The 23477-nt window shown below is 64.9% G+C and carries 20 protein-coding genes; 4 read left to right on the forward strand and 16 right to left on the reverse strand.

Features of this window, described 5'->3' with window-relative positions; all coding sequences use genetic code 11:
• Positions 1-86: 86 nt before the first annotated feature.
• The 8 genes from KF886_16075 to KF886_16110 form a co-directional block, all read right to left on the reverse strand.
• Entirely contained in the window at positions 87-527 is a 441-nt protein-coding gene (locus tag KF886_16075; protein MBX3178873.1) for a hypothetical protein, read from the reverse strand.
• Between the two features lie 273 nt (positions 528-800).
• Positions 801-1556, reverse strand: a complete 756-nt coding sequence (locus tag KF886_16080; protein ID MBX3178874.1) for a thioredoxin family protein — start codon at positions 1554-1556, stop codon at positions 801-803.
• Between the two features lie 383 nt (positions 1557-1939).
• Positions 1940-3043: a hypothetical protein gene (locus tag KF886_16085; GenBank protein ID MBX3178875.1), complete on the reverse strand. Its 1104-nt coding sequence runs from the start codon at positions 3041-3043 to the stop codon at positions 1940-1942.
• Positions 3021-3626, reverse strand: coding sequence for a hypothetical protein (locus KF886_16090; protein ID MBX3178876.1), 606 nt, complete (start codon positions 3624-3626; stop codon positions 3021-3023). Before KF886_16090 ends, KF886_16085 begins: the two co-directional genes overlap by 23 nt.
• Positions 3627-3665: 39 nt before the next feature.
• A complete protein-coding gene (locus KF886_16095; GenBank protein ID MBX3178877.1) occupies positions 3666-4772 on the reverse strand; it encodes a glycosyltransferase family 4 protein in 1107 nt (368 codons plus the stop codon).
• Positions 4769-6349, reverse strand: a complete 1581-nt coding sequence (locus tag KF886_16100) for an alkaline phosphatase family protein (GenBank protein ID MBX3178878.1) — start codon at positions 6347-6349, stop codon at positions 4769-4771. Before KF886_16100 ends, KF886_16095 begins: the two co-directional genes overlap by 4 nt.
• A gap of 285 nt (positions 6350-6634) precedes the next feature.
• Positions 6635-7420 carry a phytanoyl-CoA dioxygenase family protein gene (locus tag KF886_16105; GenBank protein MBX3178879.1) on the reverse strand — a complete coding sequence of 262 codons (786 nt, stop codon included), beginning with the start codon at positions 7418-7420 and terminating at the stop codon, positions 6635-6637.
• A gap of 49 nt (positions 7421-7469) precedes the next feature.
• Entirely contained in the window at positions 7470-9050 is a 1581-nt protein-coding gene (locus KF886_16110; protein MBX3178880.1) for a hypothetical protein, read from the reverse strand.
• Positions 9051-9187: 137 nt separating this feature from the next.
• Here KF886_16110 and KF886_16115 point away from each other — a divergent pair, with 137 nt between their 5' ends.
• Both KF886_16115 and KF886_16120 read left to right on the forward strand, forming a co-directional pair.
• Entirely contained in the window at positions 9188-9733 is a 546-nt protein-coding gene (locus KF886_16115) for a hypothetical protein (protein ID MBX3178881.1), read from the forward strand.
• 97 nt (positions 9734-9830) lie between these two features.
• Positions 9831-11294 (forward strand): hypothetical protein, encoded by a 1464-nt coding sequence (locus KF886_16120; protein MBX3178882.1) that lies wholly within the window; start codon positions 9831-9833, stop codon positions 11292-11294.
• A gap of 424 nt (positions 11295-11718) precedes the next feature.
• Here the strand turns inward: KF886_16120 and KF886_16125 are convergent, their stop codons facing one another.
• Together KF886_16125 and KF886_16130 are read right to left on the reverse strand one after the other, a co-directional pair.
• A complete protein-coding gene (locus KF886_16125; GenBank protein ID MBX3178883.1) occupies positions 11719-12072 on the reverse strand; it encodes an Hpt domain-containing protein in 354 nt (117 codons plus the stop codon).
• A gap of 509 nt (positions 12073-12581) precedes the next feature.
• Positions 12582-14207, reverse strand: a complete 1626-nt coding sequence (locus KF886_16130) for an NADP-dependent glyceraldehyde-3-phosphate dehydrogenase (protein ID MBX3178884.1) — start codon at positions 14205-14207, stop codon at positions 12582-12584.
• An 885-nt stretch (positions 14208-15092) separates the two neighbouring features.
• Here KF886_16130 and KF886_16135 point away from each other — a divergent pair.
• Together KF886_16135 and KF886_16140 are read left to right on the forward strand one after the other, a co-directional pair.
• Positions 15093-16250, forward strand: a complete 1158-nt coding sequence (locus tag KF886_16135) for a 2-isopropylmalate synthase (protein MBX3178885.1) — start codon at positions 15093-15095, stop codon at positions 16248-16250.
• 84 nt (positions 16251-16334) lie between these two features.
• A complete protein-coding gene (locus KF886_16140; GenBank protein ID MBX3178886.1) occupies positions 16335-16691 on the forward strand; it encodes an arsenate reductase family protein in 357 nt (118 codons plus the stop codon).
• 555 nt (positions 16692-17246) lie between these two features.
• Here KF886_16140 and KF886_16145 read toward each other — a convergent pair.
• The 6 genes from KF886_16145 to htpG all read right to left on the reverse strand — a co-directional run bounded on the left by KF886_16145 (position 17247) and on the right by htpG (position 23469).
• Positions 17247-18107 carry a hypothetical protein gene (locus KF886_16145; GenBank protein ID MBX3178887.1) on the reverse strand — a complete coding sequence of 287 codons (861 nt, stop codon included), beginning with the start codon at positions 18105-18107 and terminating at the stop codon, positions 17247-17249.
• 106 nt (positions 18108-18213) lie between these two features.
• Entirely contained in the window at positions 18214-19005 is a 792-nt protein-coding gene (locus tag KF886_16150; GenBank protein MBX3178888.1) for a hypothetical protein, read from the reverse strand.
• Between the two features lie 9 nt (positions 19006-19014).
• A complete protein-coding gene (locus KF886_16155; GenBank protein MBX3178889.1) occupies positions 19015-19158 on the reverse strand; it encodes a hypothetical protein in 144 nt (47 codons plus the stop codon).
• A 14-nt stretch (positions 19159-19172) separates the two neighbouring features.
• Complete coding sequence (locus KF886_16160; GenBank protein MBX3178890.1) at positions 19173-20393, reverse strand: hypothetical protein; 1221 nt, start codon at positions 20391-20393, stop codon at positions 19173-19175.
• Positions 20394-20682: 289 nt separating this feature from the next.
• The gene (locus KF886_16165) at positions 20683-21369 is read right to left on the reverse strand and encodes a hypothetical protein (GenBank protein ID MBX3178891.1); all 687 of its coding nucleotides are present in this window, start codon (positions 21367-21369) and stop codon (positions 20683-20685) included.
• 150 nt (positions 21370-21519) lie between these two features.
• On the reverse strand, positions 21520-23469 hold the full coding sequence (gene htpG / locus KF886_16170; GenBank protein MBX3178892.1) for a molecular chaperone HtpG: 1950 nt from the start codon (positions 23467-23469) through the stop codon (positions 21520-21522).
• Positions 23470-23477 lie beyond the last annotated feature (8 nt).

Genomic DNA, 23477 nt, shown 5'->3' on the forward strand with positions numbered 1-23477 from the left:
TTTCCGCGCGACTCACCACGGCGCTGCGATCAGTCTAGCGGAGCGGCATCCGGGCTGCAAATTGGAATTCCTCGCGAGGGCCGCGATCAGTGCTGGCTAGTCAGCAGCCGGATCTCTTCCCGCTGTTCCTCGGCTAGCAGGTCCTGCAGAACTTCCTGCAAACCGCCCGCGCCCGCCTGGCGCAGCAGCATCTTGTAGATCGCGATGAGGCTTTCGTCGATCGCCACCGCCTTGTCGATGATTTCATCGACCGTCGCATCCGGTTTGAATTCGAATTCTTCCGGGAAATGCACGGCGCGCAGGTCCGGGGCCACCTTGAACCAGGCCTCGAGAACGTTCGGCGGCGCGTCCTCCTCGTAGGCCTCAATAATCCGGGCGAGAGCGGCTTCGTGGCGCGCCAGGTACTTCAGCAGCGTTTCCACTTCGGGAGACAGCGCCTCGCGGCTCCGTATGTGGTAGAAGTCCTGCAGGTCCTTGTGAAATTGCGCGGCCCACTTGAGAAAAAAAATGAACTGTCGCGGCGCCATGGCGGGCTCCTTTCATCCCGGACCGGCCAGGGACCGGCCCGAACAATATGCCAACCCGCCAAGGGCTGCCCAGCCTTGAATCCACGGCCAACCCAGGCCGGTTGGACTCCAGGCGTTGTCCGCCAATGCGAACAAGCTCTACAGGTATTATGGCCCCGCATCGGGATTTTGTAAAGGGTTTCGCGCGGCCTCCGGACAACACCGTCCGCGAAGCGGATGGCGCCCCCCCCCCAAAAAAAGGGCGCCACGCCATCCGCCACGCGGTCCGCGCGATCAGCCGCCGCCCGAACAGCACGCCTCCGCCGGTTCGGTCTCGTAGCGGTCGTGGTGGCGCATCCAACTCATGATCCCGTCCTCGTTCCGCCCCTTCGGTGTCATGTCCAGGAAATTGTGCGCGCCAATCAGGATGTCACCGCCGCGCGCGTACGTCGAGTAGGTGTGGTACACCGCCCCGGACTCATCTTTGTAGAACACACTCACGCCATGCGCCTCCCCCTCGTTGTCCGTCGTCTTCGGCGCAAAATTAAAGAAAGCCGGTCCGCGCGCGAGACTCTCCTTCGTGAACGACACATCGTAATCGAAATTGAAGTCGCTCCCATGCGACGACATCCACTTGAACCGCCAGCCCATCCGCTTCTTGAACGCCTGAAACTCCGCAAAGGGCGCGCGCGAAACCGCCAGCAGCGTCACATCGTGGTGCTTGAGGTGCAGGTTCGCGCCGTCGATGTGATCGCTGATGAACGAGCACCCGCTGCAACCTTCCTTCCAGCCCGGACCGTACATGAAGTGGTAGACGATGAGCTGGCTGTTCCCGCCAAAGAGCTCCGCGAGCGTCTCCGCGCCGTCCGGCCCTTCAAATTCATATTCCTTCTCCACGCGCACCCACGGAAGTGCGCGCCGCGCCGCGCAAACGGCGTCATACTGCCGCGTGAGTTCCTTCTCGCGCGCGAGCAGCGCCTTCCGCGCCGCAATCCATTCCTCCCGCGACACAACAGGGTGCGCCGCAACCGATTCCGCTATCTGGCTCATGGTGATTCATCCTCTCTTCGTGTTGAAGCCGCGCGCTGGACCGCCAGCGCCGCACGGCGCGAATGAGCAGCCCGGCCAGGGCCCCGGCGCATAACGCCAGAATCCCGTAGCGCAGGCCCGCCGCGACGGGCAGCGCCAGACCGATCCCGGTCCACGCCGCCACATAGCCCGCCAGGCACATGGGGCACTTCGGGACCAGCGCGAGCCCGACCCCGGGAGCCGCCCAGGGAAGAATGCGCCGCAGTCCCGCAATTCGCCAATGCCTGCCGGCCATGCCGCCGCTCCTCGTTTCACTGCCCGGCCCGCCGGAGCCCATCTCCGGCGCGCTCTACCAATTCAACGAACGGCGGGGCCGGAGAAGGACAGGGCCTGCGCCCGGCGCATCAGGTGGGTGCGCCGCCGAGGGCTATCCGCTGGAACAGGTGATGGAAGACGCTGATTTGGCCCTCGATGCTGGCGGGTACCTCAATCCCTGTGGCCTCCGCCCAGCGTGCCCGAAGAAGTCGCTCCAGAAGCGGACGAAGCGATTCCGCATCCTCCCGATCCAGTCCCGACACGCCATCGCCGCCCAGAACCGCCCACGCCGTCTCCGCGGCACATAGCAACAGCGGCCAGTTGACCCAGTTGAATTGCTCCGTGATATCCCCCACGAGCGCCGCGCCACCCGGCGCCAACCGGTACTCCCGTTCGCGCGCCGCGCGGCTGGAGACAACCGCCCCGGCGCATTCGAGGTCAGCCAGGACCGCGTGCACGGACTTCTGCGAGAAGTAGATCTCGCGCGCGATTTCGCAGGGGTGGCCCGCGCCCCGCAACGCCAGGTAAATAAGCGCGTCGCAGCGCGCGTTCACCCCGAACAGCGCGCGCAGTTGAAGCAGGCGCGCGGCGCTGGCATCGGCGGAAAAGACCGAGGACAGGCCCCGGACTTCCACGGGGGACCGTATAAACCCTTTCTCCAGAAAGAGCGGGTCCAACGGCCCGATTACGGGCAGCGCGCGGCCATCGGGCAGCATGAACAATGGAACCGCATCGCGGCCGGCCCCGTACTCCTCCCCCGCCTTCACACCGGATTCCCGCGCACGCGGCATCCTCCCCCCCGCGCGGTATCCCGCACTATCGGCCAAGCGACGCTCCGGAGCTTGCTGGAGGGCCTCGGAAAGCCGCTTCCACTTTGAGGCCGCGCCGCGCGCCGCCATCCAACCGGCAACGGCGGCGAGGACCGGTCCCCCTCGAAACGGCTCTGATCGCACGATGTTTGAAAGCCGCTGGATATTAATAAACCGCCCGTTGAGGCGGAGCCAGTCAAGCACTTCGTCAAACAGCCGGGGATCGTGGCGGCCAATCGAGCAGGTCAGCAGCAGCAGCGCTTCCGGATCCGCCACCATGCGCCCGCGCTGGTGGCCCGCAACACCGATGGAACTCCAGGATTGCCACAGAAACTGGAGCAGGGTGTTCAGGTACTCGTGTCTAAAGTCGTTCGGCGGCGCCATGGTGGCCCAATTCCTGGAGGAGTTGCTTCAACATCCCGCGAAAACCGGGGGAAACATCGTGGGTCATCGCCCACCGGCCAGCAAGTATCAATTCTTCGTCCGTTGGTCGAAGTGCTTCCAGATCGCTGATGTGGTATCCCCCGCGATCAACGGAGGCGTAAAGCTTGAAGTGAATCTGGTCGAGCCGGCCAACGAAAGACACGCCCAGGCGATTGCCATAATCACGCCGGATTAGTCGAAACATCAGTCCGCCGGGAAGCCCCATCTGAAAGAGGCCCCCCGAATTACTGCTTGGGCCGTTGTTGAGCCAGCCTGCTGGCAGTTGCAATTCGCGCCCGACAGTCTTCGCCGCAAGAAGTAAATGCTCCGGCAGCGGTTCTGGATCGAGCAGACGATCCGCACCGTCGTAAAGAGCCAGGATGTCCACATCCAACGTCGTTCGAACGTGAAGGCCTGTCGCAATGAGCGCCGCGCCCCCACACACCACCAAGCCTGTATACGGGGCTTGCGCCCGCTCGAGACATTCGCCGAGACGGCCAAGGATACCGTCGAGTGATTCATCGGGATGAGACGGGTCGAGCATGAAAGCGCCTTCTGATTGAGTGGATTACCATACCATAATCTACACCCGCGTCCGAATCGCTTCCTCCACCACGGCCTCCAACTGCGCTCCCACCGCGTCCGGATCGTGCTCCCGCTGGATCCTGGCGCGCGCCGCCGCGCCGAGCGACCGCCGCAATTTCGCATCGCCCATCAGCCGGATCAACGCCTCCGCGAAGGCCCGCGGGTCGTCGTCGTCCACCACGATGCCGTCGACGCCATCTTCGAGCGGGTACGCGGCGCTGCGGCAGGCCACGATTGCCTGGCCCGCCGCCATGCCGTTCAGCAGCTTCACGGGATATCCCGACCACGAGACCCGGGGCAGCGCCAGAACGGCGTCGCGCGCCAGGATCTGGTGCAACGCGTCGAAGCCCTTCACCGGCACGACTTCGGCATCCGGAAACTCCGCGTCCTCCGCCGTGGCGATCAGGAGCCGCGCCTCGGGGTAGCGCTTGCGCACCCGCTCCATCGCGGCGAAGAGCAGGCCCAGATTCTGGTAGGCGTCGAGGTTGCCGGTATACAGCACCGGCGGCAGGCCGTCGCCCGGCGCGCAGGGATCGAAGTCCTCGGCGCGCAGGGGCGGCGGGACGATCGCGATGCGCGCGTGGTCGCAGCCGCGCACCACGAGATGCCCCGCCAGGCGCTGGTGCGGCACGATCACGTAGTCCGCGCGGCGCGGGAAGGTGCGATCGAGCCAGCGGCCAAGTTTCGCCGGCCACCGCGACCAGCGAAAGTAGTAGGGCAGCTCGTCGGACATCGCGTTGTGCGCGTGGTAGATCAGGGGGCGCACCCCGGCCAGCAGGCACGCCAGCAGGGCCTCGTAGTTGTGCGCGATGACGGCGTCGGCGCCGTATTTCGCGACCACCGCCCGGATTTTTGCCGCGAGCGCCAGATCCTGAAAGGGTTTTGCCAGCGAAGGCCCCGCCGCGGTCTTGCCCTCCCCGGGAATGCGGCGGCAGCGGTGCACCGGCAGGCCGCTCGTGTCGGGGCCGGCCCCATACCCGTACACCACCAGCCGCACCTCGTGCCCGCGCGCCGCGAGCGCCAGCGCGTGATCCCGCAGGAAGACTTGCGACCCCTGCGGCACGGGGTACGGGCACGCGCCGGCGAATACAATGCGGTAGCTCATTCGAAGTAGCCCAGGGCGCGCATGCGCGTCGCGATGATGGCCTCTTCCTCGGGGGTGTAGGGCGCGGCCCAGGCCGGACGCGCCGCCGCATCGCCCGCCGCCGCCGCCCCGATCAGCGGGCGCCCGTCGAGGGGCGGACAGGACGCGCCCAGCACCGACAGGACCGTGGGCGCGATATCGGCGAGCGACGCCGACTTCGCCGCGACCGGCGACGACAACAACAGCACCCCGGGATCGCGGTGGGTCCCGTTCATGCCACGCTCCTTCCCGCCAATCGCTTCCTCCGGGCGAATGCGCCGGAAGGCCGGTCCGCCGGGCGCGCTCCGCAGACAGGAATGCGAATAGCCGTCCTCCAGCGCCAACTCCAGCACGATATCCGGCGCGCGATCAATCTCCGGGCCGTCGTACAGCGCGGCGCGCGGCCACGCCCGGGCGACCGGGGCCCATTCCTCCAGCGCCGCGCAGAGCCGGGCCACAAACGCATCGTATTCCGCGCGCGGAACCTGCCCCAGCGGCTCGCGCCCCGCGAGGTTGACCCGGATCGACGGGAAGTAGTTCAGTTCCTCCGACCACGCCGTCGTGTGGCGCCAGTCGATGCGCCCAAAGCGCGATCGGGACTCCGCGCGCGCCGCAAGCCCGCCAAAGCGCCGGAAAAGGCCGCCGCGCCAGCGCTCCGGCGTCAGCGACAGCGCGGCCCGTTTCAGAAGGCTGTCGCGCCCGCCCGGCTTCCACGCCAGGTAGCCGTGTTCCGCCAGCCAGTTGTTTAAATGCGCCACGCCCGTGCCCGCACCGCCGAATCCGTGGTCGGAAACCACGCCCACCACCACATCCTCCCCCGCCGCCGCCACGAGACGCCCGACCGCCGCGTCGAGGCGCTCGTAGACCTGCCGGATCGCGGTTTCGAAGCCGGGGCGGTGGCGGGGCGACTGCGGATCGTGAAACAGCCAGAAGTGGTGCGACACCGTGTCGGCCTCGCCGAACACGGCCATGAAGAAATCCCACGCCTCCTCCCGGAGCAACCCCTCCGCAATCGCCGCCTTGCGGTCCGCGCCGGCCAGCAGCCGCGCCAAGGCGTCCGCGTGCCACCCCGGTCCGATGTCGTGCTCCTGAAAATCCGCAAACCGCCAATCGCGCACCGCCGTGTAGCGGGAAGGCGGATAAACAAACGAGCGCTCCACCGCCGTGGCGACGGGCGAGTCGAACCCCGACACCATCACCCCGTTAATCGGCTCGGGCGGGTAGGTTCCCGGGACCCCCAGCACGCATGATCGCAGGCCCGCATCATCCAGCAGGTTCCAGATGGCGGGCGCGGCGCGGCGCCCCCGGTTGACGAAGCGGATCGCGTAGGAGCCCGGCTGCATCTCGGTGAAATCAAAGATCCCGTGGCGGCCCGGATTCACCCCCGTTACACAGGTGGTCCACGCCGGAAACGTCACCGGCGGGCGCGTGCTCGAAAGCGGCATGAAGGTCCCGCGCGCGCGCAACGCCGCCAGGTGCGGCAAATGCCCCGCATCCATCCACGGCCCCAGGAGAGACGGCTCGGCGCCGTCCAGTCCAATCAAGAGAAATCGCGCCATGCCCCGATCCTAACACAAGCCACGGGACCGGTTCGGTGATCGCCCGGCTAACGCAGGGCAATCGCAATTGAACTTCCAACTCGAGCCGAGCGCCACATGGACCACCTTCAATGTTAAGAAGGGCGCGTGTTGGAGCGCTGGCATTTCGCCTGCGGCGAATCCCCGACCTTGCCGGCACAGATGCCGGCGCTCCAAAACGCTCACTATCGTTGATTCAAGGTTCCAAATCGACTCAAATTTACGCCGATATACCGAGATCGAGTCCAAATGCGATTATCCTGCCGCCTACCGCGACCAGATCACCGGACAGCGATCCGTATCGCCGATGAACGCGGCCAGCCCGCGGGCTTCGCCCCCCGCTGGGGTCGATTTTTCCGTGCGCAGGTGAATCGCCAGGCTCAGGCGCGGCGCACCGCTGGTGTTCGGCCCGCTGGCGTGGAGCGTCAGGCGGTGATGGAAGCTGACGCCGCCGGGCGGCAGCGCGCCCGACGCCTCCCGCCATTCCCGCCCCTCGGGAACCGCGATCTGCCCGTCCAGCTCCTGGCCGTAGAAGTCGCCCTGCCCCAGCAGGCCCCACGTGTGCGACCCCGGCACAAAACGCATCGCGCCGGCGGCCTCGGTCACGTCGCTCAGCGCGAGCCATGCCGTGAACACCTCGCTGCCCGGCGCCCAGCAGTCCCAGTACTGAAAATCCTGGTGCCAGCCCACGTTGGTTCGGAACGCGTTGCCTTCCGCCACCGGCGGCTTCATCAGCAGCTGCACCCACCACACCTGAACCATCGACGCGCCCGTAATCTCCGCCGCCGCCTCGCCGAGCCGCGGACTCGCCACCGCCGCCCGGATCGCGCGGTTACACTGCTGCGGCATCTCGATCTTTACCAACTTGCGCGGGTCGTCCCCCGGCGTCCACGGCGAATCCTCCGGCGGGACGCCCGTCTCGTAGCGCCCGTCGCGCACGTCCTCCATCCCCCGAACCGCGGCGGCTATCTCGCCGGGTTCCAACACGGGGTCCGTGTTCAGGTAATAGCCATGCTCGTCGTAGAATACACTGGCGTGTTTGGTCATCAACATAGGGGTCGCCTTTATCCCCGATCCGGCTGTCTGGCGCGGCGGGCGCCCGTCAGCGGACCAGGTAGGTGTAGTTGTAGGTTATTTCGCGTGTTTCGCCCGGCGCGAGTTCCAGTTCCCAGGTCAGCTTACTGCTCGGGTTGAAACGGCCCGCGCCCTGCGCCCCCACCGTAATCGCGGGCTCCAGGCTTGATGCGCCGAATTCGCCGGTCAGTTCTTTGTGAATGATCACGGAGATCGCCGTGTCGCGGAGATTCTGAAGCGTAAGCGCCCCGGATATCTCGCTTTTCATCGCGCCCATCGGGCCGGGCCGGAGTTCCGCGCGCCCCGGCGCCTCCTGCTCCGACGCCTTGACGCGCACGCTCAACGCCTTGTTCACATACACCAGCGTGGATTCGCCCGGATTCGCCCACGCGCTGGTGCGCGCGCCCAGAAACTTGCCGTTCCGAACGACTGCCGCCGGGGCCGTGGTCATGGGGAAGGGAAACGGATTCTTAAAGCGCACCGCGTCCCAGATATCCGCCTCTTGGCGCTCCGCCGCCGGTGGCCCGCCATAGGGATGGCCCGTCCCGCGCGTCTCGGGGATCGTCCACTCCACCACCAGTTCGTATCCCGCCGCCGCGGACGCCACGTCAAACGCCAGCGACGCGTTCAGGCCCAGGTCGCGTTCGCCGATCGGGTGATAGTAGAGGTCCGCCCCGTCATCGCCCGCGGGCGCCGCCGGGAGCGCGCCGCCGCCCAGGCCCCCGCCCGCCACGTTGGCGAAGGCCATCTGCGCGGCCAGTTGCGCCTGCTCGCGCGGGTCCCGGCCCAGCGCGTCGAAGAACGCGCCCCAGCTGGTCTGCGGCGAGAAGGGCGATAGCACATGCGCGTGCTCGATGCTCGGGTACCCGGAAATCAGCGAGAGCGCCGCGCCCTCCAGCGCCTCCAGTTCGTTGCGAATCACCGCCGACTGCGCGATCGACAGCTGCCCGGGCTCGGAAATGTCCAGGCGGTAGCTCGGCGCCCACGACAGCCCGCGGGCCACGCTCGTCACGCGCACCGCCAGCGGATATGCCGCGTCCGCCGACCCCTCCAGGTAAAGCGCGGGCCGCTCCTCCAACGCCACGCCGGGGGCCTCCAGCGCGCGCACAAAGGCCACCAGGTCCGGCTGGATGTAACTCGCCGTTCCATCGTCCGCCACCACCACAAACAGGCTCGATGGCGCGCGAGCGGAGATCGCGGCGTTCAAATACATTCCGCGGCTATACGGATCGAAATTCGGCGCCGGTGATCGCGGGATTTCCTTTAGTATGCCCTCGAAAACCCCCGCGTCCTCCAGCCGCAGGCCAATCTGCACCCGCTTGCCCACCAGCGCGCCATAGCCGGGCGCGCTTTCCGTCTCCATCTGCTCCATCGCCGCGCGCGCGGTTATCCCCGGCGCCCCCTCAATCCACATCGCGCCGTGCACCATGGCGCCAATCCCTTCGAAGCGGTGGGCGCCCGGGCCGGGCAGCGTGTATTCGCGCGTCACCACCGCGAGCCCGTTCTTGAAAAGCCCCGCCGACACCACGCGTCCATCCTCCGCCCCGGCCACCGGCATCGCCCCCGCAACCAGCATAATCGCGACAAACCATTTGTGATGCTGTCTCATTGGTGTACCCCTTTTGATCGTTGAAGCCGTTCCTCACGTCACACACCCCAGTATACCTTGAACGGACCGCGCGGGTAACGTACCATGTGCGTTGTGGAATTCTCCGGGGGGATGTTCCGCAATGGGGAATCGATCAATTGATATACTACACCTTGGACGCCGAGGATACGATTGTCGACGTGGGCGGTGACTGGGACCAGTTCGCCCTGGAGAACGGCGGGGCGCATTGCACCCGCGTGAAGGTCGTCGGAAACCTCCTCTACCGCTATATTGCCGGCCCCGATGTGGTGGATGTATACCGCGTGCTGTTCGCCAGGTCGCGACGCACCCGCTCCCAGATCGAACTGGACTTCCGCTGTGATGCGCCCGCCTTCCGCCGGAAAATGCGGATGCGTATTTCCCCAGAGGATCGCGGGCTGCTGACCGTTACAACAGCGCTTCTCGACGAGGAGCCACGCGCCGAGGTTTCTCTGCTGGACTCGCATGCGCCGCGCGGTAGTGAATTCATATCGATTTGCTGTATTTGCGGCGACGTCTGCTCGGAGAACGGCGAATGGGTCCCCGTGGAAGTGGAGTGCCAGCGCCGGCGTCTGATGGAACACGCCACCGTGCCGCGCCTTTCGCATGGGTTCTGCCCCGAGTGCCTGAGCTCACAACTGGCCGAACTGGACGCGCGCCGCTGATCATCGCCGGCTTCGCCGCCTTGACTGCGCCCCCGCCCCCGGTTACCATCGCAGCATGTTTTGGGAAGCACCGCAATGCATTCGGGAGTATCAGACGATGGCACACGGTATCGGAAAACACGCGTTCACAGCCGCCCTGGCGGCGCTCCTGGCCACGGTGGCGTCGGCCGGCCCAATCGAGATCGGCGCCCGCCTGGAGCCCCTGGTGGACCGCCACCTCATCGAATCGCTGGACGGGACCGAACTCCGCCTGCACCAGCCGGTTCCCCGCGAAATCGCCATCACCTACGACGCGCCCTGGGAGGGCAACACGAGCTGCTACGTCACCGTGTTTCAAGACGAGGGCCGCTTCCGCATGTACTACCGCGGCTCGGGCTACAACCTGGAGGACGGCTCCTACTCGAAGCAGTTCGTGTGCTACGCCGAGAGCCAGGACGGCGTCACCTGGACGAAACCCGAACTCGGCCTCATCGAATTCGAAGGCTCCAAAGCCAACAACATCGTATGGGACGGCATGGGCGTGCACAACTTCGCGCCCTTCAAGGACACCAACCCGGACTGCAAGCCCGAAGAACGCTATAAGGCCCTGGCCGGGGGCGAGAAGAAGGGCCTCGTCGCCTTTACGTCCCCCGACGGCATCCACTGGAACCTCGTGAGCGAGGAGCCCGTCATCACAAACGGCGCCTTCGATTCGCAGAACCTCGCCTTCTTCGACAACACCCGCGGGCGCTATGTGGACTTCCACCGGGGCTTCAAGGACGGCGTCCGGCATATCATGACCTGCACCTCCACCGACTTCCGCACCTGGACCGAGCCCGAGTGGGTCGATTTCGGCGATACGCCCGACGAACACCTCTACACGAACGCCACCACCCCCTCGCCCGGCGCACCGCACATCTTCCTCGCCTTCCCGAAGCGCTTCATGCCCGATCGCCAGTCCGCCGTCCACCCGATCAAGGGCGTTTCCGACGGGGTTTTCATGACGAGCCGAGACGGGATGCGCTGGGACCGCTGGCGCGAGGCGCTCATCCGCCCCGGCGCCCAAGACAGCCGCTGGGTCAACCGCAACAACATGATCGCCTGGGGCATCCTGCCCACCGCCGCCGCGCTCCCCGATACGCCGGACGAATGGTCCATCTACGCGACGGAAGGCTACTACGTTGGCCCGTGCCACCTCCGCCGCTACTCGATCCGCCAGCATGGCTTCGTGTCGGTCCACGCGGGCGGCGAGACGGGTTCCTTCGTAACCAAACCTATTGTCTTCAGCGATGATCCCGCCGTCTCCATCCCCGTACCGGGCCAGGAGACGCCCGCGAAAACCGCGCTGCTGCTCAACTTCGCCACCTCGGGCGCGGGCGTTATCCGCTGCGAAATTCTCGACGCCAACCACGTGGCCATCCCCGGCTTCCGCCTGGACCAGTGCGACGAGATCTTCGGGGATTCGCTGGAGCAGGCGGTCACGTGGAACGGCGGCGCGGAATTGAAGTCCCTCGCGGGAACGCCGGTGCGGTTGCGTTTCGAGCTCTTCGACGCGGACCTCTACGCAATCCGGTTTCAGTAGCGGCGGGTTCCGGCTTTGAATACTAACGAATTCTCCACGAACGCGTGAACCATAGGAATAGCCAAATCCGTCATCCCCGCGAACGGGACTGTCGGTTTACTTAACTCACCCTACACTATGGAAGGAATGAGAAGATCCGTCATCCCCGCGAACGCGGGGATCCAGCGACGCGATCGCGCAAACCTCCGAATTCCACTGGATTCCCGCTTTCGCGGGAATGACGCTGTAGGGCGCTAGCACAGAATTGTAGGTTTTGAGGCATCCGCACCAGTTAAACCGACAGCCCGGAACGCGGGGATCCAGCGACGCGAACGAACAAACCTCCAAATTCCACTGGATTCCCGCTTTCGCGGGAATGACGCTGTAGGGCGTTAGCACAAAATCGTAAGGAATGCGCTCACCGCACACGTTAAATCAACAGCCCCTACTCCGACGACAGATAGGCGTGAATGGCGGACCGCACCCGCGTGAACTCATCTTCCGCCTCCGCAATGAGGCCATCCGCCATGGCGGAGTCCGCCGTCTCAAGCGCTCCGGCGATTTCGTGCAGGCGCGCCGTCCCGATATTCGCGCTCGCGCCCTTGATCGTGTGCGCCTCGCGCCGCAACTGATCGGCGTCGCCCGCCGCATGCAGACCCCGCAATCCGGCCACGCGCCCGCCGCAATCCTCCACATACGCCTCGAAAAGATCCCGCTCAAATTCCCCATCGCCGCCCGAGGCCTCCCGGATCCGCGCAAAATCCAGCGGCGGGCTGTCGAATTGTCCTTCGCTCGGCATCACGAACCCTTTCCGCGCCGGCGGCGCACACCCGCAGTCTAGCCTCCCTTCCCGCGCGGTTCAAGCGCGGGAGCCGAAAACGAGGACCAAAACCGCTCTCGCCCGCGCTGTCCGCCTCGGGCGCATCTATCGGCGAAGTTTTGGGAAAACGCCCCGAAGGGGTACGGCAGCTTCGAGCCCCGGGCAACGCCTGGGGTTAACGGGATAGGTTTCCTGTAAGCCCTGAAAGGGCGGCGGAGTTCATGCTCCTAGGCTGAACTGCGCTGCCCTTTCAGGGCGAATAAAAACTACACCACGCTTCCCCTGGGCGTTGCCCAGGGCTCGAAGCTGCATTGGCCCTTCGGGCCGGAAGAGCGGGAAACCCGAGTCTACTACATTCATCACTGGCGCCTTGAACCACCATACAATCCGCGTTCATTCGTGTTCATTCGCGGTTCAAATTTATTCTTCGCGACCTTCGCGCCCTTCGTGGTGATCATTTCTTTCGTTGCGGCCAGAGGCGGCCACGCTCAAAAGATGAAGTCCGTGGAAAGAAATCCCGAATGGCGCTCCCGTACGATTCCATTGATGATCCGCTTGTTCAACGCGCCCTCCTTCGCGGCCACGAGCGTCCGGATCGAGAACACGCGCAGCGCGTCCGACACCGAGAGGGTCCCCTCCGCCGAGTCCTTCCGGCCTGTGAACGGGAAGGTGTCCGGACCCCGCTGGCACTGGCTGTTCAGGTTCACGCGGCACACCTGGTTCGCCAGGACATCCAGCAGCCGCGCCACGGCCTCCGGATCGGACCCGAACACCGCCGCCTGCTGGCCGTAGGGCGAATCCACCACGTACCGGAGCGGCTCTTCGAGGTCGTCGAACGCTACCACGGGAACCACCGGCCCGAACTGCTCCTCCGCGTACACGCGCATACCCGGCGCGGCGGGATACAGGATCGCCGGCGTGAGGCAGGTCGCGGCGCGCTGGCCGCCGCCCGCATTCACCACCGCGGCGCCCTTTTCGATCGCGTCGCGCACCAGGCTTTCGAGGTACGGGGCCTGGTCCGGATCCGCCAGCGGGGTGAGTTGCGCGCCGTCCTCCCACGGCATCCCGAGGCGCAGCGCCCCCACGGCCTCCGACAGCCGCGCCAGGAACGCGTCCACGATCGACCGGTGCACAAACAGGATCTTCAGCGCGGTGCAGCGCTGGCCGTTGTACGACAGCGCCCCCAGCGCGCACTCCCTCACGGCCAGATCAAGATCCGCGTCCGCCAGCACAATTGCGGGGTTCTTCGCCTCCAGCCCGAGCACGCAGCGCAGGCGGTGCGGCTTCGGGTGCTGCGACTTCAGAATGCCCGCCACGCGGCTGGACCCGATGAAGGCGAGGCAGTCCACGCGCCCGGACGCCATCAACGGCCCGCAGACTTCCCGCCCGTCGCCATATACCGTGTTCACCACCCCCGGGGGAAACGCCTGTTGAAAGGCCTCCAGCAGCGGGCGGTGCAGGAGCACGCCCAGCTTCGGCGGCTTGAAGATCACCGTGTTCCCCATCAGCAGCGCGGGGATCAGCGTCGTGAACGTCTCGTTCAGCGGGTAGTTGTAGGGTCCCATGCACAGCACCACACCCAGCGGCGCGCGCCGGATCTGCGCAATCACGCCCTCCTCGATCTCGAAGCGCGACGCCGCCCGGTCGAGGTCCTTATACGCCGCAATGGTGTCGCGAATATAGACCAGCGTCCGGTCGAATTCCTTCGCAGCGTCCGCCCGGTTCTTGGCTATCTCCCACATGAGCAGCGCCACCGTCCGCTCGCGCTGTTCCGCCATCCGCCCCAGGAAATCCTCCAGGCAGGCGATACGCTCCGACACGGTCATCATCGGCCAGGCCCCGCGCCCGTGCCCGTAGGCCGACGCGGCGGCGTCCAATGCTTCCAGGGCCTCGTGCTCGGTGAGCAGCGGATAGTGGCCCAGCCGCACCGGCTCCAGGGCCCCGTCGCGCGCGGCGCACACCGGCGAAAACACCTCCTGAACGGGGCCCTTCCAGGTGCGGATCTCCCCGTTGATCAGGTAATCCCGCTGCTCCAGCGGGATGGCCGCCCGCATGGACTCCGGTATCGCGGACTCCTCCGGAAACGGGTGGCCGGCTTTCATGGACACGGTCATGGCGATTCTCCTTCTATTGGCTGGGACAACGCGTTGACCCCGACAGCCCCGGGCATAATCCTGCCCAACTACGCGCCCGGCGCGCAACTGACCGCGCCGGGCTTGTAATCCGGCGTGGAACGTGGTAGCATTGTGGAAAAGGTGAACCATGTTTTTTAATTCGAAGCACCAATTGGAACTGCGTCTCCCACGCCTCCTGCTGCTGGAGGTGCGCAGGTCCGTTGTGCCTCGAATTCTTTATTGACACTTCCCCGTAACGGGTTACGTCAGAGGCCGCGGGCTAACGCTCGCGGCCTTTTCGTTTTTGTGATTCTAAAGCCGCCTGAAGTAGTCACCCTCGTCGCACCCAACGGTGGCAGCTCTCGGTGATCGAAAACCGTCATCCCCACGAAAGTGGGGATCCAGAGACCATGCAACGTTAACCTCGCAAACCCTCTGGATTCCCGCCTTCGGGGCTGTCGATTTAACGTGTGCGGTGAGCGCATTTCCTACAATTTTGTGCTAACGCCCTATGGCGTCATTCCCGCGAAAGCGGGAATCCAGTGGAATTCGGAGGTTTGTTCGTTCGCGTCGCTGGATCCCCGCGTTCGCGGGGATGACGGATCTGCTCATTCCTTCTATAGTGTAGGGTGAGTTAAGTAAACCGACAGCCCCCTTCGCGGGAATGACGAATACATCCAGTGTACGTACGGCATCTCGTATCGGCGAACGCCTTACGTCAGACGGCTAAAGTATTACTTGTTTTTTGTCCACACTACTCAACGCCAGAAAGGAGGGCTGTGAAATGGATTTGGGACTGCGATGACCCGGATCTCCCTGCTGCGCGCCCCGCTCAACGGATAACCCCCAACAATACCCAAAAAAAAACCGAGAAGGGCGCAACCCATGCGGAAGATCCGAATCTTAGACACCACACTCCGGGACGGCGAACAGACGCCCGGCGTACACATGAACACCCGACAGAAACTGGTGATCGCCGGAGAACTCGAAGTTCTCGGCGCAGCCGCCATTGAAGCAGGCTTCCCCGCATCCTCGCCGGGCGACGCGGAGGCCGTCCGCGCCATCGCGGAGGCCGTGCGCGGATGCGAAATCGCCGCGCTGTCCCGCTGCGTTCCGGGCGATATCGACGCGGCCGGCGCGGCGCTCCGGCCCGCGGCCGCCCCGCTGATGCACCTCGTAATCGGCGCGTCCGACATCCACCTGGCGCACAAGCTCCGCATGTCGCGCGCGCAGGTGCTGGCGGCCATCGACCGCTGTACGCGGCAGGCCCGAAACTGGGCGGACGCCGTCCAGTTCAGCCTGGAAGACGCCACCCGGAGCGACCCGATCTTCCTCCGGCAATGCGCCGCAACCGCCGTCGCGGTCGGCGCCACCCGCATCAACATCGCGGACACCGTCGGCTGCGCAACGCCGGACGAGTTTCACCCGCTCATCGCCGATATGGTCCAGTTCCTGGGGCCGGAGGTCATCGTCTCCGCGCACTGCCACAATGACCTCGGCCTGGCCACCGCCAATGCCTGCGCGGCCATCCGCGCGGGCGCGCGCCAGGTCGAAGCCACGGTCAACGGCATCGGCGAGCGCGCCGGCAACACGGCCCTGGAGGAGATCGCCGTGATCGCGGCGCTCAAGCGCCTGGGCGACACCGGCATCGCCCTCAACCGCCTCACCGCGATCAGCCGGATGGTCGCCGAGACGGCCGGCGTGCCTGTGCAGCCCAACCGCGCGATCGTGGGGGCCAACGCCTTCACGCACAGCTCCGGAATCCACCAGGACGGCATCCTCAAGGCCCCGGAGAACTACCAGTACGTCGCCCCGGATCTCGTCGGAAAAGCCGGCCACGACTTCGTGCTCACCGCCCGCTCCGGGCGCAACGCCGTGCTCCACGTCGCCCGAATGCGCGGCCACACCGTCGAGGGCGCCGATTGCGACCTGCTCTACGAGGCCTTCGTGCGCTTCGCCGACACCGTGCACGGCGCGGTGGACGGGGCCGACCTGGACGCCATCGCGGCGCGCGTCGCGGACAGGCTTCCGGCGCATGCGTAATGCGATTTCGGGGCCGGGCGGATGTGCTATGATCCCGCCCGGCCCCGATTTCCAGGATTCAGGCAACCGGAAGGACACACGGCAATGGGTCTCAAGGTCTACACCTACAAGAACTGCGGAACCTGCAAGAAGGCGGTGAAATGGCTCGACGCCCGCGGTGTCGCCTACCAGGAAATCCCCATCCGCGAGACGCCGCCCGGCATCCCGGAACTCCGCAAGATGCTCAAGGCCATGAACGGCGACCTCAGGAAGCTCTTCAACACCTCGGGGATGGACTACAAACAGTTCAACCTCAAGGAACTGCTCCCCGCCATGCCCGAAGACGAGGCCCTCGGCCTCCTCAGCACCAACGGCAACCTCGTCAAGCGCCCCTTCGTCATCGGCAAGGACATCGCCACCGTCGGTTTCCGGGAAGATACCTGGGAAGAACTATTTCCCTGAAACCACCGAGCCGCAGAACATGACCGCTCACCCTATTGAGGGCACAACGGCGGCCGTGAAAGGGAACCCGTGTAGCTTGCTCGAGGCTTTTCTTCTGGTGACTGACGCGCCGACAGGTCACGAGGCGCCATGAATCTCGCGGGGTTTGATAACCCGTTACCTGGCGGGAACACCGTATTCCGGCGCACGCTGTCGGCCCGAAGGTCCAACGCAGTTCGACTTCAGCGTGGCTGCATGCGCGCAACTCGCTGCGCTTACCCTTTCAGGGCGGAGAAAGGGGTGTTCCCGTTTTCCCTGGGCGCTGCCCAGGGCTGGGCGCTGCACTGGCCCTTCGGGCCGCAAAACCGGCCGATTCGATTCCACCATCAGAGGCCCATACCGGCATCTATTGGCGACTCCAGAATGATTCGCGCGCCGGAAAACCGTCTATGAACACTCCCGTGCGCTCAAATCGGATGGGCTGTGAAGACTTTCCCCGCGATCATCCCCCACGGGGCGCCCAGAAGAATACAAACGCCCAGAAGCACCCGCCACGCCTGGATGCCGTGTCAGCGTTTATTCATCGTCCGCATCGTATCCGGGGACCTGGACGGCCATGGTCTTTTCGGTGGACATCCAGTCCTTTGTCTTCAATAGCCGTTCGAAATCATCGCCCATTTGACTATTAATTACCATATTGTCTTCATTAAACGCATTAATCGTTACATAATCCAGGATCAGCTTCCGCCCGCGTTCATTGCAGTGGTACAAGTACTGGATATGACCGTCTACCTGCATCGTTCCCGCTGCCTGCATCAAAATGTCGCATAGGACCTCTCGGGCCGGGGCCGCGTCCCGCGACACGGCTATCGGTGTCTCCCCGGTCAATACGTCCGCGGGGCGCATCAACACGTCCACCCCGCCAAACGTGATTAACAGCGGTCGCCTGTCGCTACGGGGTACAGCATTCGCCTCGTTCACGGCGCGGGCCAGTGCGCTGACCGCTTCCCACACCGAGGTGGCCTTGATGTCGACGGTTACAACGGTGTCCAGCAGGTTCCCGTGCCCTTCCAGCGTACTGTTCGGGCGCAACACCGGCACGCCGTGGATTTCCTCGAAAAGCCAGCGCCCCCCCGATGCCGCCTCCAGGCGGGCGATGGCCGCATCAAAGCGCTCTCCCTTGTGGATCGCGAAGGGTCCCGGAGGCGCTTCGCGCTCCGTTGCGCCCGCACAATGTTCCGGCAGCCCCTCGCTGGCAAATTTCAGACCAAAGCAACGCTCGATAGCCCGCTTGAGATCGTACAGACTTTCCGGCTCATCCAGGCTGACCGCGCGGTGTGCTACGCGTTCCCGTAACGGCGATTTCGAATCCTCGCTGGAACTATCCCGCACCCCAGCCTGCGGCCGGCCAACCTCGTCTTCCACGCCGGGCGCCATCGCCGCCGTGTTCCACGCTATAAGAAATCCGGGCAGGAGGGTGGCAGCGAATAAATGGCGGAAGCATAACATCGGAGACTCCTTCGAAGTCTGGACACGGTTGCACTTAGAAACTTGGGTCACCCGGCCCCTGAACACCGCTCTTCTTGACAAAAACCAACTTGTAGTGCCCGCTTGATTCCATGGTAACCTTGTACTCGAGTTCGTGGGTGACGAACCACGGGCCTTCGTTGTTCACACTGACACAGCCCACCACCCGCATTCGCTGTTTAAGCTTGAACACATCACCAACTTCCATGCTACTCCAGACGGATGCCGAGATATTCGGGTTGAACCCGTGGTCATCGAACTTTTTGCCGTCGGGATCCCCGTCCAGGTCGGCCCGGTAGTTGTTTCCGTCAATCTTCCAACTGCCATCCCAATTCATCTGAAACTGCTCTTTTTGTTGTTGACTAAGCGTCATACTAGTCCCACTCGTATCCATTTCGGACGGGAGGAAATCTTCGTTGATGGTAATGCCTTCGAAGCTATAATCCGGGTCTGAACTCAGGGAAACCTTGTGCCAGTAGCGATCTCCCAAGTGGGGACTCTGCAAATGCTCCTCCCAGATTGTCGACTCTTCGTCCGGGACCACAACCTTTTCAAACACCGCGGTCGCCGTCGTATTCTGCGTTAGCTCGAAGTCCGGATGGCTCGTCTCCCGCCAGCCATGGATATCGCTATCTTCATCACTTTCCCAGCGAACAAATCGGTACTGGGACGGGCAATTCACCCGGTGTGTGGGAGCGTATTCGGTGTACGCGTCATAGGTCCTCACAATCGGATCGGTGGACCACCCGGTCGTTTCCGGCAGATCCAGCCGCACTTCGCAGGTGGAATCGCCGCCCTGTTTGTTCACGGTGAGGGTTTACTGGGGCGGCGGGTCTGGCGGTTCCGTGGCCCGGGCCGGATTTTCAACCAGGGCGATAAACGCGCCGATCACGACGGCGGACAGTGCGCACCCGGCGGCGAAATTGCCGAACATGGCGGATTCTTGCGGAATGCGTTTCATGATTCTACCCCCTGTCACTCGTCCGCCGCGCGGGCGCCGGCTTCGGCTATGGATTCGATGGAGGCGTCCAGATTGGCGGCGAGGGCCGACCCCGGAACGCGATGCGCCAGGCGCCGGAGCAATTCGGCGGCGGCATCGGGGCGTCCGAGTTCGGCAAGCCGATCGGCGCTCTGCTGCGTATGCAGCATCACCTCTTCGTAGTTGTTCCGCTCGTAAACCAGCGGGATCTCGGCATAGTCCAGCAGCGCGTGGGCATCCTCCAGAATGGTGGCCGCATCGCCCCCGGCGCGCGCCAGGCCCAGCCGAATCGTGCGCGCGCGGAAAACCGGGCGCGGGTCCCGGTCGCGTGCGATGGCTTCCGACGCGGCCGCCCACATGCGGTCTCCCGCCAGGGCCGGATCCAGGTCCGCGATGATGCTGAGCGCCGCGTATTCCTGCTGCCAGTCCGCCGCCGACGAGGCGGCGCCGGCCAGCTCCGCCGCGAGTGCGGCGTCGTCCTGCTCGCCGCCGCGCGCGTTGAGGTGGGCGTATATTGGCGCGCCGATAGCGTCTTCGCGGAGGCGCACGCTGTGCGCCCGCAATTCCCCAAACTGGTCCGGCGCGTTGAACATCCGGTTCAGCCCGCCGGGGGATCGGTCCGCGCGGTAGAACACGAGCCGCTGGGCCTCCACGGCCAGCGCATTGTCCGGGTAGTCCTCGATAATAAGGTCGCGCGCCCGCCGGGCCCAGCCGGTGTCGTGCAGGAAGTAAGGGCTCGACATGGTAAAAAGGGCGCCAAGCCGGGCGACCCCGTGATCGCCCCGGGTCAATTTGTACAGGTCCTTCACGCACCGCTCCGCCTCGTCCACCGTCATCGTCAGGTCCTCCGTATACCGCATGAGCGTGGCGAGGAGCAGGTCCATGGGCTGGTTCACCTCGTCCAGGGTATCCGCGTAGAAAGCCTCGCGTTCGTGCGGGTGCATGAGGTCTTCGGTATTGAAAAGCAGCGCCTGCGCCAGGCCGACGGCCCGCGGCGCGAGATCGGTTCGATCCGGCGGTATCGCGCGCAGGGCCTGCAACAGCCGGGTGGAGGCTTCCACCCGGTGGCCCTGTTGTATTAATGCGTCTGCCCGACGCCGCTCCTCCCCGATGCGCTCCGGGGAATCCACGGGCGCCGCGCCCGCGGACAGCATGGCCAGGGGAAGTGCGGCGGCGATCGCCCCCATGAAATAGTGCTTCAGCCCGTGGTGTTTCATCTGCCGGCCTCCTGTCTCTTGACAACCTCGCTTGTACCCTAAGACATCCGGGCGGTTTTGTCAACCCCCAGGGTGTAGAGCCAGTACAGCACGTTCCGGATCGGAGCGCTGGTCGCGGCGTGGGCCGGTACGTCTCGGCGCCGGGATACTACCGCGCCCGCGGTTCATAGCGAAGGGCCGCGGGGGTCGGGGTCAGCGGCATTTCCAACCGAGCTTACTCCAAACTATACTATTACTGCATTGCCAGGCAGGTGGCACAGAAGGCTCGTCCGCCACGCACGCCACCGCCCTACACCGTATGGACCGCCGCGCTCACCCGCTCCACGAACTCCCGCAGGGCCGCGTGACGCTCCGGATCCGCCAGGCCATCCGCCGCCCCCGGGCCCACCACCACGCGCGACGCGCCAAAACGAATACAGCGCGCGGCGTCTTCGGCCGACTCCGCGCCTTCGGCTTCCAGCGCCACGGCGTACTCGTGGTAGCGGATGTTTTCGTGCAGCAGCCGGATCCGCTCCCAGGCGGCGCGGGGCAGGCCACCGCGTCGCCGTACCGGATCCGCGCCGAGCAGCAGCAGGCGATCGATCTGGGGGAAGAGGTAGTTCACCTTCGTAAGCGGCGTCGCCGGGAGCACCGCAATACCGGCCTGCCGCCCTGCGTCCCGGATCTGCGACAGCGCCCGGTGGATGTGGACGCATTTTTCCAGGTGCAGCGTAACGGTGTCCGCGCCGCTCGCCAGCACCGCCGTGAGCACGCGTTCCGGCTGCGCCACGAGCAGGTGCGCGTGGCAGGGGATCGCGGATACGGCCTTCACCGCCGCAATGGCCGCCGGGGCGAATCCGAACACCTCCACAAAGCGGCCATCCGCCACGTCGAAGTGGAACTCGTCAATCCCCTGCTGCTCCAGCGCGCGCACCGCGCCCTCCAGGTTCAGAAGGTCGAGCGCCTTCATATCCGCCGCAAAAGCCGTCTTGGACACAACATTCTCCCGCTGTTACCCGTGCGAATCACGGGCAATCAATCTACCACACCCGCCGCGCGGGCGGCCAGAAACAGGCGAAGGGCGGGCCCGCGCGCCCGTGCGCCGGCCCGCCCTCGCGGTATCGTCTTCCGCTGTACGGCCCCGCCGTCAGCCCGCCTTCACCATCAGATCCGCCACCAGCTTGCTGAACTGTGCCGGGTTGGGCAGATCCCCGCCCTCCGCGAGCAGCGCCTGGCCATGCAGTAACTGCGCGTAATCTTCCAGCCGGGGATCGTCCTGGCTGGCGTCGTAGATGTCGTGCAGCTTCCGCAGGACCGCGTGATCCGGGTTCAGCTCCAGGATACGCTTGGACGCCGGAAATTCCTGACCCATCTGGCGCATCATCTGTTCGAGCTGCGGCGAAAGATCGCCGCCATCGGTCACCAGGCAGGCCGGCGAGTTCTTCAGCCGGTTCGACAGGCGAACCTCCTTCACGTGATCCTTCAGCTTGTCCTTCAGGCACTCCAGCAGCGACTGGTATTCCTTCTCCTTCTCCTTCCGCCGCTCCTCGGCCGCCTTCTTCTCCTCCTCCGTGCCCAGCTCCACCGCGCCCTTGCTGATGGATTTCAGCTCGAAGTCCTTGTGCTTGAAGACCTGCTGGCACCAGATCTCGTCCACCGGATCGGCCAGGATCAGCACCTCGTAGCCCTTGTCCAGGAAGCTCTCCATGTGCGGCGAGGACTCGATCTTCGCGCGGGACTCGCCCGTCATGTAGTAGATGGCCTCCTGGCCCTCCTTCATCCGCTGGATGTAGTCGGCCAGCGTCGTGTACTCGTCGGGATCGTTCGTGGACGAGAACAGGCACAGGTCCAGGATGGCCTCCTGGTTGTCCCGATCCTGGAAAATGCCCTCCTTGAACACCCGGCCAAACTCGTTCCAGAACGCGATGAACTCGTCCTTGTCGTCCTTGTACTGCTTGCGGAGGAAGTCCAGCACCTTGCTGACTATGCCCTTGCGCATCCGCTCGATCTGCCGGTTCTGCTGGAGAATCTCGCGCGAAATATTCAGCGAGAGATCTTCGGAATCCACCACGCCGCGCAGGAAGCGCAGATACTCCGGCAGCAGCTCCTTGCAATCGTCCATGATGAACACGCGCTTGACGTACAGGTGCACGCCGTGGCGGACGCCGTGGTAGTAGAGGTCAAAGGGCGCCTTCGCCGGCACATAGAGCAGCAGCGAATACTCCAGCGTGCCCTCGATCTTCGCCTGGATGCGCGCCGCGGGGTCCGTCCAGTCGTGGGAGATGTGCTTGTAGAACTCGCTGTACTCCTCGTCCGTCACCTCGCTCTTGTCGCGAAGCCACAGGGCCTTCATCGAGTTCAACGTCTCGGTCTTGACGACCTTCTTCTCCTCCGCGCCCTCCACCGGCTTCCCGTCCGCGTCCCGCTCGATCTCCGTCCGCTCGATGTCCATCTGGATCGGGTAGGCCACGAAATCGGAGTACTGCTTCACGATCTGGCGGACCTGCCACTCCTGCGTGTAGTCGTTCAGGCCGTCCTCTTCGTCGGTGGACTTCAGGTGCAGCGTCACCGTCGTGCCCGGCTCGTCGCGCTCCACTTCTTCGAGCGTGTACGTGCCGTCGCCCGTCGACTCCCACCGCGTCGCCGTCTCCTCGCCCGCCTTCCGCGTCAGCAGCGTCACCTTGTCCGCCACCATGAACGTGGAGTAGAAGCCCACGCCGAACTGCCCGATGAGCTCCGCCGACACCGCCGATTCCTTGCTCTCGCGGAGCTTCTTCATGAATTCCTTCGTGCCGGACTTCGCGATCGTACCGATCAAATCGATGACCTCCTCACGGGTCATCCCGATGCCATTATCGGCCACCGAAAGCGTGCGCGCCTCCGCGTCGGGCTCGATCCAGATCCGCAGCTCCGTGCCCTCGTCGAGCAGCGCGGGATTCTTCAGCCCCTCGAAACGGCGTTTGTCCAGCGCGTCGGAGGCGTTCGAGATGAGTTCCCGAAGGAAGATATCCTTGTTGGAATAGACCGAATGAATCATCAGGTCCAGCAGCTGCCGCGCTTCCGTCTGAAACTCAAACGTTTCTATGGGTTTGCTCATGGTTCATT

This window comes from Candidatus Hydrogenedentota bacterium, assembly GCA_019637335.1.
Classification (GTDB): domain Bacteria; phylum Hydrogenedentota; class Hydrogenedentia; order Hydrogenedentales; family JAEUWI01; genus JAEUWI01.

What these genes read in the sequence shown, in the direction of transcription:
- KF886_16080 (MBX3178874.1), bottom strand. Translation starts at nt 1,556, where the DNA reads ATGAGCCAGATAGCGGAATCGGTTGCGGCGCACCCTGTTGTGTCGCGG.
- KF886_16125 (MBX3178883.1), bottom strand. Translation starts at nt 12,072, where the DNA reads ATGCCGAGCGAAGGACAATTCGACAGCCCGCCGCTGGATTTTGCGCGG.
- KF886_16130 (MBX3178884.1), bottom strand. Translation starts at nt 14,207, where the DNA reads ATGACCGTGTCCATGAAAGCCGGCCACCCGTTTCCGGAGGAGTCCGCG.
- KF886_16075 (MBX3178873.1), bottom strand. Translation starts at nt 527, where the DNA reads ATGGCGCCGCGACAGTTCATTTTTTTTCTCAAGTGGGCCGCGCAATTT.
- KF886_16105 (MBX3178879.1), bottom strand. Translation starts at nt 7,420, where the DNA reads ATGTTGATGACCAAACACGCCAGTGTATTCTACGACGAGCATGGCTAT.
- KF886_16160 (MBX3178890.1), bottom strand. Translation starts at nt 20,393, where the DNA reads ATGAAACACCACGGGCTGAAGCACTATTTCATGGGGGCGATCGCCGCC.
- KF886_16120 (MBX3178882.1), top strand. Translation starts at nt 9,831, where the DNA reads ATGGCACACGGTATCGGAAAACACGCGTTCACAGCCGCCCTGGCGGCG.
- KF886_16145 (MBX3178887.1), bottom strand. Translation starts at nt 18,107, where the DNA reads ATGGCGCCCGGCGTGGAAGACGAGGTTGGCCGGCCGCAGGCTGGGGTG.
- KF886_16085 (MBX3178875.1), bottom strand. Translation starts at nt 3,043, where the DNA reads ATGGCGCCGCCGAACGACTTTAGACACGAGTACCTGAACACCCTGCTC.
- KF886_16110 (MBX3178880.1), bottom strand. Translation starts at nt 9,050, where the DNA reads ATGAGACAGCATCACAAATGGTTTGTCGCGATTATGCTGGTTGCGGGG.
- KF886_16100 (MBX3178878.1), bottom strand. Translation starts at nt 6,349, where the DNA reads ATGGCGCGATTTCTCTTGATTGGACTGGACGGCGCCGAGCCGTCTCTC.
- KF886_16135 (MBX3178885.1), top strand. Translation starts at nt 15,093, where the DNA reads ATGCGGAAGATCCGAATCTTAGACACCACACTCCGGGACGGCGAACAG.
- KF886_16090 (MBX3178876.1), bottom strand. Translation starts at nt 3,626, where the DNA reads ATGCTCGACCCGTCTCATCCCGATGAATCACTCGACGGTATCCTTGGC.
- htpG (MBX3178892.1), bottom strand. Translation starts at nt 23,469, where the DNA reads ATGAGCAAACCCATAGAAACGTTTGAGTTTCAGACGGAAGCGCGGCAG.
- KF886_16155 (MBX3178889.1), bottom strand. Translation starts at nt 19,158, where the DNA reads ATGAAACGCATTCCGCAAGAATCCGCCATGTTCGGCAATTTCGCCGCC.
- KF886_16140 (MBX3178886.1), top strand. Translation starts at nt 16,335, where the DNA reads ATGGGTCTCAAGGTCTACACCTACAAGAACTGCGGAACCTGCAAGAAG.
- KF886_16095 (MBX3178877.1), bottom strand. Translation starts at nt 4,772, where the DNA reads ATGAGCTACCGCATTGTATTCGCCGGCGCGTGCCCGTACCCCGTGCCG.